This is a genomic window from Bacteroides sp. An19 (assembly GCF_002160215.1).
Classification (GTDB): Bacteria; Bacteroidota; Bacteroidia; order Bacteroidales; family Bacteroidaceae; genus Phocaeicola; species Phocaeicola intestinalis.
Map to the genome: position 1 here is coordinate 1 of NZ_NFKD01000063.1, position 15,562 is coordinate 15,562.

Annotated in this window: 12 protein-coding genes; 11 read left to right on the plus strand and 1 reads right to left on the minus strand. The window is 47.1% G+C overall.

What is annotated here, in order from left to right; genetic code table 11:
* The first annotated feature begins 120 nt into the window (after window positions 1–120).
* The 7 genes from B5F25_RS17255 (at window position 121) to rny (ending at window position 7,799) form a co-directional block, all read left to right on the plus strand.
* Window positions 121–1,296, plus strand: a complete 1,176-nt coding sequence (locus B5F25_RS17255; protein WP_087251047.1) for a DUF1343 domain-containing protein — start codon at window positions 121–123, stop codon at window positions 1,294–1,296.
* A 131-nt stretch (window positions 1,297–1,427) separates the two neighbouring features.
* Window positions 1,428–2,309, plus strand: a complete 882-nt coding sequence (locus B5F25_RS17260) for an EamA family transporter (RefSeq protein WP_022039658.1) — start codon at window positions 1,428–1,430, stop codon at window positions 2,307–2,309.
* A gap of 56 nt (window positions 2,310–2,365) precedes the next feature.
* Window positions 2,366–3,985, plus strand: a complete 1,620-nt coding sequence (locus B5F25_RS17265; protein WP_087251073.1) for an AAA family ATPase — start codon at window positions 2,366–2,368, stop codon at window positions 3,983–3,985.
* A complete protein-coding gene (locus tag B5F25_RS17270) occupies window positions 3,921–5,300 on the plus strand; it encodes a VWA domain-containing protein (protein ID WP_087251071.1) in 1,380 nt (459 codons plus the stop codon). Before B5F25_RS17265 ends, B5F25_RS17270 begins: the two co-directional genes overlap by 65 nt.
* 230 nt (window positions 5,301–5,530) lie before the next feature.
* A complete protein-coding gene (locus tag B5F25_RS17275) occupies window positions 5,531–5,824 on the plus strand; it encodes a hypothetical protein (RefSeq protein ID WP_022039661.1) in 294 nt (97 codons plus the stop codon).
* A 19-nt stretch (window positions 5,825–5,843) separates the two neighbouring features.
* A complete protein-coding gene (locus B5F25_RS17280; RefSeq protein ID WP_022039662.1) occupies window positions 5,844–6,146 on the plus strand; it encodes a cell division protein ZapA in 303 nt (100 codons plus the stop codon).
* A 114-nt stretch (window positions 6,147–6,260) separates the two neighbouring features.
* Window positions 6,261–7,799 carry a ribonuclease Y gene (gene rny / locus B5F25_RS17285; RefSeq protein ID WP_022039663.1) on the plus strand — a complete coding sequence of 513 codons (1,539 nt, stop codon included), beginning with the start codon at window positions 6,261–6,263 and terminating at the stop codon, window positions 7,797–7,799.
* 154 nt (window positions 7,800–7,953) lie between these two features.
* Here rny and B5F25_RS17290 read toward each other — a convergent pair whose 3' ends face one another.
* Window positions 7,954–8,790, minus strand: coding sequence for a patatin family protein (locus B5F25_RS17290; RefSeq protein WP_022039664.1), 837 nt, complete (start codon window positions 8,788–8,790; stop codon window positions 7,954–7,956).
* A 178-nt stretch (window positions 8,791–8,968) separates the two neighbouring features.
* On the opposite strand from B5F25_RS17290, the gene B5F25_RS17295 reads away from it, so the two are divergent.
* From B5F25_RS17295 to B5F25_RS17310, 4 genes are all read left to right on the plus strand, one after another.
* The gene (locus tag B5F25_RS17295) at window positions 8,969–10,357 is read left to right on the plus strand and encodes an aminopeptidase P family protein (protein ID WP_022039665.1); all 1,389 of its coding nucleotides are present in this window, start codon (window positions 8,969–8,971) and stop codon (window positions 10,355–10,357) included.
* Window positions 10,358–10,464: 107 nt separating this feature from the next.
* Window positions 10,465–11,661, plus strand: a complete 1,197-nt coding sequence (locus B5F25_RS17300; RefSeq protein ID WP_022039666.1) for a C1 family peptidase — start codon at window positions 10,465–10,467, stop codon at window positions 11,659–11,661.
* A 179-nt stretch (window positions 11,662–11,840) separates the two neighbouring features.
* Window positions 11,841–13,565, plus strand: a complete 1,725-nt coding sequence (recJ, locus tag B5F25_RS17305) for a single-stranded-DNA-specific exonuclease RecJ (RefSeq protein ID WP_022039667.1) — start codon at window positions 11,841–11,843, stop codon at window positions 13,563–13,565.
* On the plus strand, window positions 13,562–15,466 hold the full coding sequence (locus tag B5F25_RS17310) for an ATP-dependent DNA helicase RecQ (RefSeq protein ID WP_087251050.1): 1,905 nt from the start codon (window positions 13,562–13,564) through the stop codon (window positions 15,464–15,466). Before recJ ends, B5F25_RS17310 begins: the two co-directional genes overlap by 4 nt.
* The last annotated feature ends 96 nt before the right edge of the window (window positions 15,467–15,562 follow it).

Here is a 15,562-nt window from a genome sequence, read left to right on the forward strand (position 1 = left end):
TTTTAGCAAGTCCGGTCTGAAACCGAACAGAACTTTTAATACTAAACTTATCAAAGAACTATTTGGCATAGTGGCAGAAGCCGCTTAGCCGATATGTTGATTTTTTAACGGACTATTATTATGAAATATCGATTATTATTCCTGTTTTTCATCTGTTGGAGCGTGTCAACTGCCCTCACCTCACTCTATGCCCAAGTACGTACTGGAGCCGAACAGACCGGACTGTACCTGCACTTGCTCAGAGGGAAACATGTATCACTGGTAGTCAACCAGACTTCTCTTATCGGAAAGACGCACTTGCTCGATTCCCTGTTATCGCAAAACATACAAGTAACATCCATCTTCGCTCCCGAACACGGAATACGGGGAGAAGCAGATGCCGGAGCCATCGTCAAAGATGGAAAAGACGCACGCAGCGGCATTCCGGTTCTCTCTCTTTATGGCAAGGACAAGAAACCCCGAAACGACCAATTAAAAGATACCGATATCATCGTATTCGATATTCAGGATGTAGGTGCACGCTTCTTTACCTACATCAGTACTTTATACTATGTGATGCAAGCTTGCGCTGAAAACGGGAAAGAACTGATTGTATTGGACCGGCCGAATCCGTGCGACTATATAGACGGACCTGTATTGCAACCGAAGTTCAAGAGCTTCGTAGGGATGCTTCCCATTCCGGTATTACACGGATGTACGGTAGGAGAAATCGCCCAAATGATCAACGGCGAAGGGTGGTTGGGGAATGGCTTGCATTGCAGACTGAGAATAATCCCTGTCGCAGGCTGGCATCACGGACAACCCTATTCGCTTCCCGTCAAGCCCTCGCCTAACCTGCCCAACGATCAAGCCGTCGCACTTTATGCCTCCCTTTGTCCTTTCGAAGGTACATCGGTAAGTATAGGACGCGGTACCCCTTTCCCATTTCAAGTAATCGGGAATCCCACGCTCAAGACCTGCACATTCCGTTTTATGCCTCGCCCGTTAAAAGGTTCGGATATGAACCCGTTGCATAAAAACACCTATTGTTACGGTTCAGACCTGCGGCACACAGAAGCACCTGAAGGCTTTTCTTTAAAATACATCCTTGAAATTTACCGGCTTTACCGGAATAATCCAAAAGGCTTCTTCACCCGTCCCCATTGGTTTGACCTGCTGATGGGCACCGACAGTGTGCGGATGGACATACTGAAAGGAAAATCTGAAGCTGAAATCCGTACAGCGTGGCAACCCGCCCTCCAGCAATATAAAACCATGCGGAAAAATTATCTTCTCTATCATGATTATACTAATTGAATCCGCAAACATCCCATACGATACGCCCCTACAGCCAATTGGGTAAAGTGCGGATATGCATAAATCTTTATTGCCCATATTGCCTGTTCGCCGGAGAAATGACTACCTTTGCACCGGAAAACAGTTAAACGATGAAAGAAGCTTTACTTAAACTCCACCTGTCGGTGCTGATAGCAGGTGGTACGGGAGTGTTCGGGCGTGTGATTACGCTGAACGAAGGACTGCTGGTGTGGTACCGGCTGCTGCTTGCCACACTGATGTTTTATGCCGTGTTGTTTGTTTTAGACAAATTACGCAAGGTGCAACGGCGGGATGCGGTACGGATTGCTGCGACGGGTGTGCTGCTTGCCTTGCACTGGCTGTTCTTCTACGGCAGCATCAAGGCATCGAATGTGTCTATCGGAGTGGTCTGCCTCTCGCTGATGAGCTTCTTTACCGCCCTGTTCGACCCGCTTATCAACCGACACCGGGTATCGGCAAGCGAGGTGCTGTTCAGCCTGATAGGCGTGGCGGGCATCGTGCTGATATTCCATTTCGATACCCGTTACCGTGTGGGCATCCTGATGGGCATCCTCTCGTCGGCACTGGCTTCGCTCTTCACCATCTGCAACAAGCGAGTAGCGTCTGATTATCCGTCGGGCACTGTGCTGCTCTATGAAATGGGAGGAGGTTTCGCAGGGCTGAGCCTGCTGCTGCCCTTCTACCTGCATTTCTTTCCGGTTACGTCGCTCGTGCCTTCTGCCGCCGACTGGGGGAGCCTGCTGGCATTGGCTTCGCTCTGTACGGTATGCCTGTACATCCTGCAGATACAGGTTCTGAAGCGGATTTCGGCGTTCACGTTCAACCTGACCTACAACCTGGAGCCTATCTACAGCATCATCCTTGCCATGATTATCTTCGGCGAAGCGAAAGACCTGAACGCGAGTTTTTATGCCGGGCTGGGGATGATATTCCTGTCGGTGGTGATGCAGACCCTGCGGATAATAACAAAAGTAAAAAAACAAAAGTGTTAAAGCCAACAGGCAAAATGCCGGTTTTACAGAAGCACCGGCTTAACTCCTTTACAAATATGGAAAATCTGACACAACGCATCCGGCTATTGCTGGAAGCATTAAACGAACGAGTATTCGGCAAAGAGCATATCATAAGCCTGTCACTACTATCGGCAGTGGCAGGCGAAAGCATCTTCCTGCTCGGTCCTCCGGGAGTAGCAAAAAGTATGGTGGCGCGACGATTGAAGCTAGCATTCCGCAATGCGGGTTCATTTGATTACCTGATGTCGCGCTTCAGTACCCCCGATGAAATCTTCGGTCCGGTTTCCATCTCGAAATTGAAAGACCGCGACACGTACGAACGGATGACAGAAGGCTATTTGCCTACTGCTACCATTGCTTTTCTGGACGAAATCTGGAAGGCAGGACCAGCTATACAGAATGCCCTGCTGACCATTCTGAACGAGAAAATATATCGCAACGGCAACCATACTTTCCGGGTACCGCTGAAAGGGCTGGTGGCTGCCTCTAACGAATTGCCTGCCTCAGGACAGGGACTGGACGCCTTGTGGGACCGCTTCCTGGTGCGGATGCTGGTGACAGGCATAACCGACCAGTCTGACTTCGACCGTATGATAGCTTCGCCAGACGAAAGCGAACCTTGTGTTAATACCGCCCTGCAAATAGAAGAACAAGAATATGAGACATGGCAAGGCAAAATCGGCTCAATCAGCATCCACTATTCCATTTTCGAAGTGATACATACGCTGAAAGAAAAAATAGAAGACCACAACCACAAACTACAGAATGCCGAATCGACGGAGCAACCTCTGTATGTGTCCGACCGCAGGTGGAAAAAACTGGTGAAGCTGCTACGTACATCGGCTTTCCTGAACGGTTCGGACACCATACGCCTGACCGACTGCCTGTTGTTACGCCATTGCCTGTGGAACGAAGTATCACAGCTGGAGGAAATAAATGAGATGGTAACAGACGCCATTCGGATGAGCGCCGAAGGGTATCTGTTGAACCTGCAGGGCTTGCACAGGGAGATGGAAGCTCTGAAAGACGAGCTGTCATCGGCAGCAGCCGTGCACGAAAACCGAGATCCGGGACTGCTGTTGGTCGACTCGTATTATCACCAGATAGACAAAGTGCGGCTGGCAGGAAGATTGCTGATGTTTGCATCCGACTATCAGTCGCTCGACACCATCGGGAAACTGTTCTACCTGCACAAAGACAAGTATAAGAGCCAGTGTTTTATCTTGAAGCGCTACGACCTGTCGATGCGGAACAAGGTGCCGCAGCATAAAATCTATTCGCTGCGCAAGGGCAACCGCTCGGTCTTTATCAATGATTACGAATATCCTTTGGTGTGTGTGCCCGGTTGTGAACCGCTGCCCCCACAAGCCGCAGGGACGGACAAGGAAAAGCTGGAGGAACGCTTCTGCCAGCTGAACGACTTATTGCTACGGGTGGAAGGAGGATGCAAAGACTTTTATACACAAGAATGGGCATATGCAGACCGGCACCTGTTCCTGAACGAGCAGGAACGAGACATCATACGGGGATTGCTGGAACATCAGCAGACATCGGTAGCAGATTATCGGAACGAACTAAACGAACTGGAACATGCATATCGGGAAGAGAACACGGAATATCCGTCTGAAAGCATTGAAGGCAATCTATTTGGCTGAGCTTCGTCAGCGTTGCTCCAAACATCTGCAGGAAGCGTTGCATAAACGTATCGTGTTCCCTGCCGAACTGGAGGACGCCATATGGCAGTATTACCGCAAGACATCTCCATCGCTCCAGGAGTTTTACTCCCGCTATACGCCCGAATGGGAGATGTTCTACGATGCTGAGTCTTTGTCGCCCGGCGATTTCCTACTTTTTCTGAAGCGGATGCTCCCGGCTTTCCGTAAGCGCTATGCACTTACCGAACTGGATGTGCTGTATTACATCGGAAAACTGGAACAACCGGCCAGCACAGATGCCGGGCGGAAAAACTTACAGGAGTTTTTTCTAAACAAGTGGCACCGCCTGCTTACCGCCAAGGAATACGATTACCAGTATCATCACATCGCCTCTTTATGCAACAGTTTTGCACTGCTGAAGGCAAGTACAGGCATGAAGACCGAGACCAACCTGATAAGTTCGCGCATCCGCTGGCTATTGTACAACCATCCGGAACTATACCGGAAGGTGATGCATTACGAGAAAACAATGGAACAGAACCGGCACATACACGAACTGGTACGGGTACTGGGCAAAAGAAGCCAGGGAGAAAAGAAACGCTTCGACCCCTTATCGGGAGCACAAAAAGAGCAGTTGGTGCGTCATGCCACACAAAGCGACATCGAAGGCATTACGCTGGGCAACGACCTGAATCACCTGTTACCCATAGAGTATTGCTATTTTGCCGAAGAAACACTACGTCCCGTCTTTATGCAACGCTACACGGAAAAACGCTTGCAGATGTTCGACAGCCGTTCGCAAGAAGACCGTTCGGCGGCACAGCCGGGCAAGAGGGAAGTAAGCGGACAAGGTCCCTTTGTCATTTGCCTGGATACATCCGGATCGATGGAAGGCAAGCGGGAGCAACTTGCCAAATCGGCCGTACTCGCCATTGCCCGCCTTACCGAAAGCACACACCGCAAGTGTTACATCATCAATTTTTCGGAAGAAACCGAACATCTGCTGGTAAAAGACCTGTATACCGACTTACCTGTGCTGGTGGAATTTCTGAACCATAGTTTCGGGGGAGGCACCAGCATGGAACAGGCCGTAGACGAAGCGGTGCGAATGATAAACAGCAACGGATGGCACCGTTCGGATGTAGTGATGATTTCCGATTTCGAAATGCCCCCCATATCTGAAACACTGATGAAACAGATTTTGGGACTGAAACGTAAGGAAACGGCTTTCTATGCCCTGGTGTTCGGAACACGTCCCGAAATGGATTACCTGAACCTGTGCGACCGCTGCTGGAACATGGACATTCCGGGGTAACACGAACTGTCCTGCGCTTCGCTCACAGGAGTTAAAAGACAATAGTTCTGTTAGGATTTCCATTAGTAAAAGTATTGGTTTCTAACTCCCTGAAATAACTCCTTATGGATGAAATGCGGGCATTCATATAATGTTATAAAAACGCAAAATCCACTTTTTCTGAAAATATAAGCGCAAAAATTTTTGAGTTTCTGAGCAATCCATTATATTTGTGTAGAATTTGGCAAAAAATGACGGAAGAAGACAAAAGGCTACTGAATACGTTTGAAGGAAGATTAAGAAACCTGCTGTTCCTGTTCGAAGAACAGAAAAAGGAAATAGCTTCACTCCGGCACCTTTTGGAAGAAAAGGAAGCTGCTATCGCACGTATGGAAAGTGACCGGAAAGAACTGGAGTCAAGATATGCCAATTTGAAAATGGCCCGTATAATCAGTATCAACGATACGGAACTCAATGATACGAAGAAAAGGTTGACGAGGCTGGTGCGTGAAGTCGAAAAATGTATCGCTTTGCTGAATGAATAAGCCAAAAGGTAAACGAGTCATGAAAGACGACAAATTAAAAATACATCTGCGGATCGACAACGAACTATATCCCTTGGTCATTGACCGCGACAAGGAAGAACTATATAGGAAGGCGGCTAAGCAGATTGACTATAAACTAAACAAATATCGCAGTATGTATCCGGAGTTCAGCCTGGCCAAACACTGGGCTATGACTGCACTGGAACTCTCTTTTGAGAATGTATCCTTGAAAGACCGGAATGATACACAGCCGTATGCAGAAAAACTGAAACAGCTGGCTGATGATATAGATGAATGCATTCATCCTAAACCTGACGATTAGGAGACAGGAAAGTTTAGTATAGAACAAGGAAGATTTTACGCACAACTGGAATGCCGGAACAAACCGGCAGGAAAGTATGTGCGTTTTTTATTTATATTTTTAAACTAAATAGTAATGTTTACAACAGTAGTAATATTCACGGTTGTTGCTTTCCTGGTAGGAGGAGCAATTTCGTACGCTTTTTTCAAGTTCGGCCTGAAATCGCGGTACGATAAAATTATAAAGGAGGCCGAAACAGAAGCAGAAGTAATCAAGAAAAACAAGTTGCTGGAGGTCAAAGAAAAATTTCTGAACAAGAAAGCCGAGCTGGAAAAAGAAGTAACAGCACGCAACCAGAAAATCCAACAGGCTGAAAACAAACTGAAGCAGCGCGAAATGGTATTAAGCCAAAAGCACGAGGAACTGCAACGCAAACGGAACGAAACCGAAGCCATCCGCGAAAACCTTGATGCACAGCTGGTGGTTATCGACAAAAAGAAAGAAGAACTGGATGCCCTCCAGGCACAAGAACGTAAAAAACTGGAAGCCTTGTCGGGACTGTCTGCTGAAGAGGCTAAAGAACGTCTCGTCGAATCGCTGAAAGAAGAAGCCAAAACGGAAGCACAATCGTACATCAACGACATCATGGATGATGCCAAAATGTCGGCAAACCGCGAGGCAAAACGCATTGTCATACAAACCATCCAGCGCGTAGCAACCGAAACCGCCATTGAAAACTCTGTAACCGTATTCCATATTGAATCGGACGAGATAAAAGGACGGATTATCGGACGGGAAGGAAGAAATATCCGTGCCTTGGAAGCCGCTACGGGAGTGGAAATTGTAGTTGACGATACGCCCGAAGCCATTGTCCTTTCGGCGTTCGACCCCGTACGCCGCGAAATAGCCCGTTTGGCATTACACCAACTGGTAACCGACGGACGTATCCATCCGGCACGCATCGAAGAAGTGGTGGCTAAGGTGAAAAAGCAGGTAGAAGATGAAATTATCGAAACCGGTAAGCGGACAACCATTGACCTGGGTATCCACGGTTTGCATCCCGAACTGATCCGTATCATCGGTAAGATGAAATACCGCTCTTCGTATGGACAGAATCTGTTGCAACATGCACGTGAAACAGCCAACCTGTGTGCCATCATGGCATCCGAACTGGGACTGAACCCCAAAAAAGCCAAACGTGCCGGCCTGTTGCACGATATCGGCAAAGTGCCCGATGAAGAACCCGAACTGCCCCATGCACTGCTGGGTATGAAACTGGCTGAAAAATATAAGGAAAAACCAGACATCTGCAACGCCATCGGCGCCCACCACGATGAAGTGGAAATGACCAGCCTTCTGGCTCCTATCGTACAGGTATGCGATGCCATCTCTGGAGCACGTCCGGGAGCACGACGCGAAATTGTAGAAGCTTATATCAAACGTCTCAACGACCTGGAACAACTTGCCATGTCTTATCCGGGCGTAACCAAGACGTATGCCATCCAGGCAGGCCGAGAGCTTCGTGTCATCGTAGGCGCAGACAAGATAGACGACAAGCAGACCGAAAGCCTGTCTACCGAAATCGCCAAAAAAATACAAGACGAAATGACATATCCGGGACAAGTCAAGATTACGGTTATCCGCGAAACACGCGCCGTAAGCTTCGCGAAATAGTCATTACTGCTCTCAAAACGCCAGTAATTAGAAAGAGTTAGAAGAATTTAAAGGAGTTAGAGGGAGTTAAAAGCCAATACTTCTGTGCTATTGGCATTTAACTCCCTCTAACTCCTTTAAACAACTTCTTGTAGGCAAATGCGGAATCACCCCATTAACCCACCACTTTTTCGGCACAACGCAAACCTTCTTCATAAAGCGCGGTCAGTTTCTGGATGTCTTTATCTATCCGGTTTACTTTCACGGGCGCTTCGGGACGGATGGCTATGATACGCCCTTCATCTTCCAGCCTCTCTATCATTTCCAACTGCTCATTGTATGCCTGACACCGCCGGCTCAACGCTACACGCAAACGAGGATAGCGCGTATAGATGATACGCGGTATGCGGATATCTTTTTCCGTCTTCCGATAGCCCCGGTTCCGGGTAAGCACAACCACATTCTTGGCATATCCTTGCGAAACAGCACGCATCACCGGAATAGAATCGACAATACCTCCATCGAGCATGGGACTCCCGTCTACCCACGTTATCGGACACACATAAGGCAAGCTGCTCGATGCTTTGGCAATTGCCAGCAGGCGCCCGCGGTCGTGTTTCTCTTCCAGATAACAGGCCCTGCCGGTGACACAATTAGTGGTCACCATCTCAAAACGTGCAGGGTTACGGAAATATGCTTCGTAATCGAAAGGCAATATCGTAGCAGGAAACTTTTCATACAGCAGATGCTGGTCAAGAATGCTGTGCTGGTGCCACAGATACTTCAACCCGATGTAACGGTATTTAGCCAGCATCTCGATGTTGCTGTAACGTGCCCTGCCCGGCTGGTGCGACAAATAAGACAGACCGTTGCATGCACCAGCCGAAACGCCGACAACATAAGGAAACTCTATGCCTTTCTGCATAAAATAGTCGAGCACACCGCAGGTGAACACCCCACGCATGCCTCCTCCTTCCAATACTAAACCCATTTTTGAATAATCCATAGCCATAACCTTTCTTTTATTTGAATCCGCAAACATCCCCTACAGCCAATTGAGCAAAATGCGGATATTCATTTCTTTTATTTGCTACAAAGATACATTTTTCAGAATATAGAGAGAACTTTTCAATTTAATTTTCTACTTTTGCAATACTTACTACAAAGGTATTACCAAAAACCATAACAATATGTTCGAATCTACCGTATATAGCAAACGCCGTCAGGCGTTAAGGGACAAGGTCGGCAACGGCCTAATCCTGATATTGGGAAACAATGAGGCACCAGCCAATTATCCCGACAATACCTATAAATTCCGTCAGGACAGTTCGTTTCTTTATTTTTTCGGACATGCCCATCCGGGATATGCAGGAATACTTGATGCAGATTCCGGCGAAGATTACTTTTTCGGCGATGACGTCACGATGGACGATATCATCTGGATGGGTCTTCAACCCAGCGTAAAAGAACTGGCTGCACGAGTAGGAATAGACAAAAGTTTCCCCTTCGGTAAGCTGAAAGAGGTGATAGGCAAAGCCATCGCCCAACGTCGGAAAATTCATTTCCTGCCTCCTTACCGCTACGACAACATGCTCTTGCTGGAAGACCTGACCGGCATCCGTGCCTCACTGGTCAGACAGCACAGCTCGCTTGAACTCATCAAGGCGGTAGTAGCCTTACGTTCGGTAAAAGAACCCTGCGAAATAGAAGAAATCGACAAAGCCTGCAACATCGGTTATGAAATGCATACCGCAGCAATGAAACTTTGCAAACCGGGTGTATCCGAACAATACATCGCCGGTGTACTGGACGGCATTGCCGCATCTTACGGCAATATGGTATCTTTCGCCACAATCTTGAGCCAGAACGGACAGACCTTGCACAACCATGACCATAGCCAGATACTTCAGGCGGGCAGACTGATGCTGACCGATGCAGGAGCCGAAAGTACGACCAACTATTGCTCGGACCATACACGTACCATCCCGGTAGGAGGCAAGTTCACCAGCCGCCAGCGTGACGTGTACAGCATCGTGCTGGCTTGTCACGACCGTGCCCTGGAACTGGCACGTCCGGGTATCACCTACAAATCGGTCCATCTGGAAGTGTGCCGTGTACTGGCACAAGGGCTGAAAGACCTGGGACTGATGAAAGGCAACGTAGAGGATGCCGTAGCAGCAGGAGCACATGCCCTGTTCATGCCCCACGGACTGGGACACATGATGGGTATCGATGTACACGACATGGAAGACCTGGGACAATGTTACGTTGGTTATGACGATGAAGTACGTCCTTCCGAACAGTTCGGCCTGGCATCCTTGCGTATGGGACGACGCTTACAAGAAGGCTTCGTCATCACCGACGAACCGGGTTGCTATTTTATCCCCGACCTGATAGATAAATGGCGTGCCGACAAAATGCATACCGACTTCCTCGACTTCAATGCCATTGATAAGTATAAGGATTTCGGGGGCATCCGACTGGAAGACGATATCCTGATTATCCCCGGCGGTTCGCGCTTCACCGGTGAAAAACATATCCCCATCACCATCGAGGAAGTGGAAGAAATCATGAAGTAATTAATAATTAAATAATGAACAATTAATAATTAATGGTGAATAGCGGAAATCGAAAGCATCCGCCGTTATTAAGTATTAATTATTAACTATTAACTCTATAAATAACAATGAATAAACTTATCGCAATTTTAGCAATGGGCATCTGCTTTAGCAATGTATATGCCAAAGGTCCTAAGAAAGACAAGACAGAAGAAGAAGGATTTGTATTTACTACGGTAAAAGAAAACCCGATTACTTCCATCAAAGATCAAAACCAGTCGAGCACGTGCTGGTCGTTCTCTACCCTCGGTTTCTTCGAATCGGAACTGCTCCGGTTGGGAAAAGGAGAGTTCGACTTGTCGGAAATGTTCGTTGTACATCATACGATGGAAGACCGTGCCGTAAACTACGTGCGTTATCACGGCGATGCTTCCTTCTCGCCGGGCGGAAGTTTTGAAGATATCGTATACTGTTACGAAAACTATGGAATGGTGCCCCAAGAAGCCATGCCGGGCATCATGTACGGCGATTCACTCCCGAACCACAACGAACTGGATGCCGTAGCTTCAGGGTATGTAGATGCCATAGCCAAAGGTAAATTGAAAAAATTAAGTCCAGTCTGGAAAAACGGAGTATGTGCCATTTACGATACTTACCTGGGCAAATGTCCGGAACAATTCACCTATAAAGGCAAGACCTACACACCGCGAACCTTCGCCGATGAAGTATTGGGATTGAATATGGATGACTATGTTTCGCTGACCTCGTACACACACCATCCGTTCTACAAACAGTTCAGCATCGAAGTGCAAGACAACTGGCGCAACGCTTTGTCGTATAACCTTCCCATTGACGAACTGATGGCAGTAATGGAAAACGCCATCAACAATGGATACACATTCGCCTGGGGAGCTGATGTAAGCGAACAAGGCTTCACACGCAATGGAGTTGCCGTATGCCCCGATGTGGAAAAAGGCGCCGAACTGACAGGCTCGGATATGGCACATTGGCTGGGTTTGAGCCCTGCAGACAAACGCAAAGAGCTTACTGCCAAACCGCTTCCGGAAATCACCGTAACCCAAGAGATGCGCCAGGAAGCTTTCGACAATTGGGAAACGACCGACGACCACGGCATGGTCATCTACGGCATCGCCAAAGACCAGAACGGAAAAGAATACTTTATGGTAAAAAATTCATGGGGCACGGAAGGCAAGTACAAAGGCATCTGGTATGCATCGAAAACTTTCGTCGCTTATAAAACTATGAATATACTGGTACATAAAAAAGCAATCCCGGCAGATATAGCCAAAAAACTGGGGCTGTAAATCAATAATATAGAATATTTATAAATAATTAAACGGCTGGTTCCTGAAAATAATTCGGGAATTAGCCGTTTTTTTCTTGCTTTTTTCTTACTTTTACAAGTTGAAAGAGCAGGGCATATTTTCAAGTATTCATACCCCGCTCCTTTGAATGCAGAAAAAGAAAGAAAAAAAATATATAAATGAACTACAAATGGAACTATCAACCTCCTACACTCGAAGAACGGGAAGCAGCTAAGGCTCTGGCGAAAGAAATTGGCATCAGCCCAATTCTTTGCCGGCTGCTCTTACAAAGAGGTATTACCTCGGCTGGTGAAGCCAAACGCTTTTTCCGCCCGCAACTGAACGAACTGCACGACCCGTTTCTCATGAAAGACATGAGTCTAGCCGTGGAGCGCCTGAATAAAGCCATGGGACGGAAAGAGCGCATCATGGTGTATGGAGACTATGACGTGGACGGCACAACCGCCGTTGCACTGGTATACAAATTCCTCCAGCAGTTCTATTCGAACATCGACTATTACATCCCCGACCGTTATAACGAAGGGTATGGAGTATCGAAAAAAGGAGTGGATTATGCGTACGAAACCGGCGTAAAGCTGATTATTGTGTTGGATTGTGGCATCAAAGCGGTAGAGGAAATCGCCTATGCCAAGGAAAAAGGTATCGATTTTATCATCTGCGACCATCATGTACCCGATGATACATTGCCGGTCGCGGTTGCCATCTTGAACCCGAAACGGTTTGACTCGACTTATCCTTACGATCACTTGTCGGGTTGTGGAGTGGGCTTCAAGTTTATGCAAGCCTTTGCACTGAACAACGGGATAGAGTTTCATCAACTGACTCCTCTGTTAGACTTGGTAGCAGTAAGCATCGCATCTGATATTGTACCCATCATGGGAGAAAACCGGGTACTGGCTTATCATGGCTTACGCCAACTGAATACCAACCCCAGCGTAGGACTGAAAGCCATCATCGATGTATGCGGCTTGTCCGACAGGGAACTCAACATGAGTGACATTATCTTTAAGATAGGTCCCCGCATCAATGCGTCCGGCCGTATACAGAATGGAAAGGAAGCCGTAGACCTGCTCACGGAAAAAGATTTCCCTGCAGCATTGGAAAAAGCAAATCAGATCAACCGGTATAATGAAACACGGAAAGACCTGGATAAGAATATGACGGAAGAGGCAAACAAGATTGTCGACCATTTGGACAATTTGTCCGAACGGCGATCTATTGTCATTTACAACGAAGCCTGGCACAAAGGAGTAATCGGTATCGTTGCATCACGTCTGACGGAAATCTATTACCGACCTGCCGTTGTATTGACACGAACCGATAATCTTGCCACCGGCTCTGCACGTTCGGTATCGGGATTTGATGTATATAAAGCCATCGAATATTGCCGGGATTTGCTGGAAAACTTCGGCGGACATACATATGCCGCAGGGCTTTCGATGAAAATAGAAAACGTACCGGAGTTTACCCGGCGTTTCGAAGAGTATGTAACCGACCATATCCTACCTGAACAGACCAGTGCCACCATTGATATCGATGCCCAACTGGATTTCAGGGATATCACTCCGAAATTCTTCTTCGACTTGAAGAAGTTCAATCCTTTCGGACCTGAAAACCCGAAACCGGTATTCTCTACGCTGAACGTTTACGATTATGGCACGAGTAAAGTAGTAGGACGTGACCAGGAACATATCAAATTGGAATTGGTAGACAACAAGTCAAACAATGTGATGAACGGAATCGCATTCGGACAAAGTTCGCAGGCTCGTTATATCAAGACCAAACAATCGTTTAATATCTGCTATACCATTGAAGAAAACACTCATAAACGAGGAGACATTCAGTTACAAATAGAGGATATTAAACCGAGCAAACAGACATGACCGATTATAAAAGCATATTGAAACACTACTGGGGATATGACAATTTCCGAGGCATACAGGAAGACATTATCTCCAGTATCGGTAGTGGACGTGACACGTTAGGGCTGATGCCTACGGGCGGTGGAAAGTCCATTACCTTTCAAGTGCCTGCCCTGGCGAATCCCGGACTATGCCTGGTCATCACTCCGCTGATTGCCCTGATGAAAGACCAAGTACAAAACCTGCGAAAACACGGTATCAAGGCACAGGCAGTCTACTCGGGTATGACGCGTGAGGAGATTGTCATTGCACTGGAAAACTGCATCTTCGGTGACTATAAGTTTCTATACATTTCACCCGAACGGCTCGGCACCGAAATCTTCCAGAACAAGTTGCGCAGTATGAAAGTAAGCATGATAACAGTAGACGAATCACACTGCATTTCGCAATGGGGATATGATTTCCGTCCTGCCTACCTGAAAATAGCCGACGTGCGCAAACTCTTGCCTGATGTACCCGTACTGGCACTGACAGCTACAGCTACTCCCGAAGTGGTAAAGGACATCCAAGTACGGCTTGCCTTCCGCGAAGAAAACGTATTCCGGATGAGTTTCGAGCGCAAAAACCTTGCCTATATTGTCCGCCGCACGGAAGATAAAAGCGGTGAATTGCTACATATCCTTAACCAAGTGCAAGGTTCTGCAATCGTCTATACACGAAACCGGAAACGCACCAAAGAAATATCACTATTCCTAAACCAGCACGATATCAGTGCCACTTTCTACCATGCCGGACTAGACAACAAAACCAAAGACTTGCGACAAAAAGGCTGGCAGGCAGGTACGTATCGTGTAATGGTGGCTACCAATGCCTTCGGGATGGGCATTGATAAACCGGACGTGCGGCTGGTTATTCATATCGATTTCCCAGATTCACCGGAAGCCTATTTTCAAGAAGCCGGACGTGCGGGACGTGATGAACAAAAAGCATACGCGGTCTTACTGTATGCACAAAGTGACAAGACTATTTTGAAAAAACGGATAAGTGATACCTTTCCAGAAAAAGACTATATCCGCCAAGTATATGAACACATCAACTACTATTACCAGATGGCCATGGGTGATGGCAGAGGATGTACTTTCGCTTTCAACATCGATGAGTTCTGTCAGCGCTTCAAGCATTTTCCAGTTCGCGTAGACAGTGCCCTGAAAATACTGACCCGCGCAGGATACCTGGAATATACCGATGAACAAGACAATGCCTCCCGTCTTATTTTCACCCTGCGCCGCGATGAATTATACCGTATGGAAGAGCATAACCAGGATACAGAAAAACTGCTTCGCATTATCCTGCGCTCGTACACCGGCCTGTTCAGCGATTATGCATACATCAATGAAGAAACTTTAGCCCAAAGAAGCGGACTTTCACGCCAACAGGTATATGATACGCTCATCCTTTTGACCAAACGACATATCCTACACTATATACCGGGCAAAAAGACTCCTTATATTATATATACACGCGAGAGGCAAGACACGAACCGTATTGTATTAAACAAAGAAGTATACGAAGACCGGAAAAGAAGTTATGAAAAACGCATACAGGCAATGTTGGAATATGCCGAGAGCAACGACCAGTGCCGAAGCCGGATGCTGCTGCATTATTTCGGTGAAAATAATGAACATAATTGCGGACAATGTGACGTATGCCTTGAGAAACATACATCCGGATTAAAAAAAGGTGAATACGAAGACATTGCCTCCGATATAAAAAACTTGCTGAACAGACATCCCCACACCCCACAGGAAGTGATTCATGCCTTGTCTGTACCCGAAGAAAAAATTCTGAACGTACTGACGTACCTGCTTTCGGAAGAACGCATCAAGCAAGAGAACGGAAAACTCTATCTGATGAAAACTTGAACCATTTAACCACATAGATTGTTAATAAGTTTATAAGTCGGGAAGCCCTTTAAGAACGCTCAAACTCAAAAACCCAAAAACTTAAAAACTTAAAAA